The 3,339-nt window shown below is 48.5% G+C and carries 3 protein-coding genes; all 3 read right to left on the reverse strand.

All coding sequences use genetic code 11. The features are described from left to right. A partial coding sequence (locus PZA18_RS23620) for a hypothetical protein (RefSeq protein ID WP_284103353.1) occupies positions 1 to 292 on the reverse strand: 292 nt, incomplete at its 3' end. A 515-nt stretch (positions 293 to 807) separates the two neighbouring features. Continuing rightward, a complete protein-coding gene (locus PZA18_RS23625) occupies positions 808 to 1,299 on the reverse strand; it encodes a tetratricopeptide repeat protein (protein WP_284103355.1) in 492 nt (163 codons plus the stop codon). 518 nt (positions 1,300 to 1,817) lie between these two features. Further along, positions 1,818 to 3,339 (reverse strand): hypothetical protein (locus PZA18_RS23630; protein ID WP_284103356.1); only part of this gene is annotated, 1,522 nt, incomplete at its 5' end.

Here is a 3,339-nt window from a genome sequence, read left to right on the forward strand (position 1 = left end):
GGCCACCTTCCAGGTTGACCGAGAGGCGGTCATACCAGGTCTGGCCGCCGGTGCTCAGGCGGTAGATGTAGTTGCCCGTCTGCTTGGGCAGCGTGCCCACATGCAGGAAGCCAGGCAGGTTGACGCCACCGGCCGGCTGCAGGGTTTCTTCCGGTAGCTGCGGGTCCTGGCCGAACGCGGGCAGCTGGGGTTTTTCGACAGAAATACCAGCAGCCGATACCAAGGCAAATCGGGTCGGCCCATAGCCGGCATCGGCCTGGCGACCGGCATCGAAGACGATACCAAATTCCAATTTATTTTGTTAAAGAACAAAATTTTATTGCAGAGGTGATTCAAGTCGATTTATTGAATCGCCGCTCGTCTTTATTGCCTGCACAACACCACAACAATCATCCCCACCAAAACCTGAACGGCTGGATTCCGAAACGGATTTTGTGAGAATAAAAACCTGTTTACCAAACTCCGCAAAAAATAGAACATTTCGAAGCATGGGAAGGCTTGTTGACGGGAATTCGAATACGGTGTTAGCCCAATTAAAAACCCAAGCAAAACCTGACAGAAATCCAAGCCAAACCCGATTATTCGACTGACCGTAGACTCGGAGGTGCTGTGACGCCGGCACAGAAAAAATCAGGATATTTACACCACATTTCGAGTCGAAAACCGGCAGAAATTGCGGTGGATTTCTGCTTATTTAGGAATAAACTCACTCTCCCGGTCAAAATTCGACCGGGAATAGGGAGTGGAAAACGGCTAAAGAGCACGCGGACAGATCACTGTTAATACAACAGAACCGACAATGGAAACTTAGTCGGCCAACTTGTCAAAACCCAGCTGAGAAATTCTTTCCTCTATTCTATTCTTTAATTTGGCATCTGGATCATAAATAAGAACTTTCCTCAGATCTGAAATAGCAGAGGTAAAATCACCCATCTTTTCATAAAGACTTGCGCGATTATAATAAGCAAATGGATTTTTCTGATTAATTTCAAGTGAAATTTTAAAACACTCCAAAGATTTAGAAAAATCGCCCATTTCCAAATAAATTGTAGCAATAGTGCAGTAAATTGATGCGTCTGTATATCCCAACTCTATGGCACGGTTCAAATCACTCAATGCAAGATCTGACATCTGCATCATTGCATATGCCGTTCCTCGATCAGCATAAGTCATTGCATCATCAGGCGAAAACTTTAGAATATCTCCATATAAATCTAGAGCATCATCAACCCTGCCTTTTGTAAAAAAGCCTCTCGCTCTCACTCGAAAAATTGACAAATCAAAATCATATTTATCCATTTATAATTAACTCCGTAAAGCATGCTCTTGAAATTGCAATTACGATCTGCAGCAATCATCCTCTCCGATCAGCCATTTTAAATAAGACTCCAGTACGTCAAATCGAACAATTGAAGTGTTTGGCAAAGTCGGATGTTGATTTGCTGAAGATTTCACAGCCAAAGGCAAATCCTCTCGCAACCACAAGCTAGGGAAAGAGAGTGTGACATTTAACTCTCCGTCAAATTCATTAATGACCATGTGACCACGCCAAGGATACTCATTCAGTACCCCATTTGTTTCCCTAATGAACAATAAGGCACGATCCCCCACTCTCAAGGAAGGATTCCCCCAGCTAACCGGACCTCTATAAAACTCAATTTCCGTACCAAGGTGGTCTCTCGTAACGCCCTTTCGGCACGAATAAATTCGCTCCACCAAACCACGGAAAACGTGATTACTTGGCGAACCTGTAACTAAAATTTCCACTAGGTCATGGTTAGCCACTCGCTCCGAAAGAAATAAACTCTGAGTATTTGTCACTGTATTGGAACTATCGGTTTCCATGGGGCTCCCACTGCCTCTAGCGCTGGCATATAGAACTGTAACTTTCCTGTAGTTTCAGGAATAGGTATACCAAGACAACTCGGGAATGTCGCACAATTGTAAAAATTGGGAGGCCAATTACCGGACTTCGGCGGCCACTGATAGCGTATGTCATCCATTGGCCCACGCGAAACCAATTGCTCATGTCGAGCTCGTATGACATCAAACTCTTCTTGAGAAAAAAACATTTTTTGCTCATAAACAACCTGCGGCGCGCTACTTCCTCTAGCGGGTAACGGGTTTTCCGCAATTAGCCTGAACGCTTCTTGGTCGGCGGTAATAATTCCAGGATAACTACCACTAGACTTCAAATGGGTAAAGATGTCTGCCTCAACAGCATCGCCCGTCGATGGACCAAAACCCCATATCACTTTTCCAGAGTCGAACGAGTAACCTACGTGACCTGTGTACTGATACGGATGAAGAACCCCTTCTGCATTAAAGCTTTCACCGCCTCCGCGAACGCCAAAAATACTAATGGAGCGGCCGTATTCGCTAGCAGCCCCCTGCGGCGCCCCATACTCCGCCGTCACCGCAAACCGCTCACCCCACCGTGAGAGCTGATTCATCCCGGCCCTTACCGCAAAAGGTGAAGCTGCCGCAGCAACGTTGAACATAATGCTGCCGCCCCTTTGTGCGCTGTTTGAATAGCGCGGCATCGGAATGACTTCGGCGCCAGGGGCCATCAGTGCGTCTATCGCCGATTCATCCCCCAAGGCGTAGCGAATACCAAAGTAGCCACGGGCATAGTTATCGGCAACAAAGTTAACGGTTCCCGCGCCCATGCCCCACGCGCCTTTGGCGGCACCTTTCATGCCTTCCCAAGGGCTAGCGAAGGCAGCGGCTATGTCTTCAGCCGGCGTATTGCCCCGGATTTCTCTGCCACCAAATTCACGACGGTAATTCACCTCTCTGTTCGGGTCGGTTGTCAGATGGCGCATCGGATTAACGCGATTCGCAACTTCTCCTTGCAGCGCGTTGATCAGGTCGATTTCCGCAGGGTTGAGATCGCCATAATCAGTAATGCGTTTTGCCGTTAAAGCGGTGTAGTTGCCTTCTATCGACTCTGCGACCTGGGCGCGTTCTTCAAATGAGTGGTATCTGGACTTCTTGAGCGCAGCCAGGCCATTCATCGTTGCGGCATAGTCTTCGGCCATCTGTTTCAGGAAGCGCTGGCTTTGCGGTGAGCCCGGACGATTGGCGACTGGCTGCAAGCTGTAATTGTCAAAGTCTCCCAGCGCAAAGTCTCCATCTTCCAGGCCCATTGCATCGGCAATTTGCTGACGGCTGTAGCGTTCAGGACTATTCGGCATCAGGTGATGATTATCCTGCTCGCCCGACTTCCTCTGCCCCGATTGATTGGCATCACCAGCTTCGATGTCAGCTTTGATCAAGTCGCCAATGGTTTCGCCCACGGCCTGCGGCAGGGTGTTGCTCCAGCTGAAGTGGCCGGTG

The sequence above is a fragment of the Parachitinimonas caeni genome (assembly GCF_030129945.1).
Classification (GTDB): Bacteria; Pseudomonadota; Gammaproteobacteria; order Burkholderiales; family Chitinimonadaceae; genus Parachitinimonas; species Parachitinimonas caeni.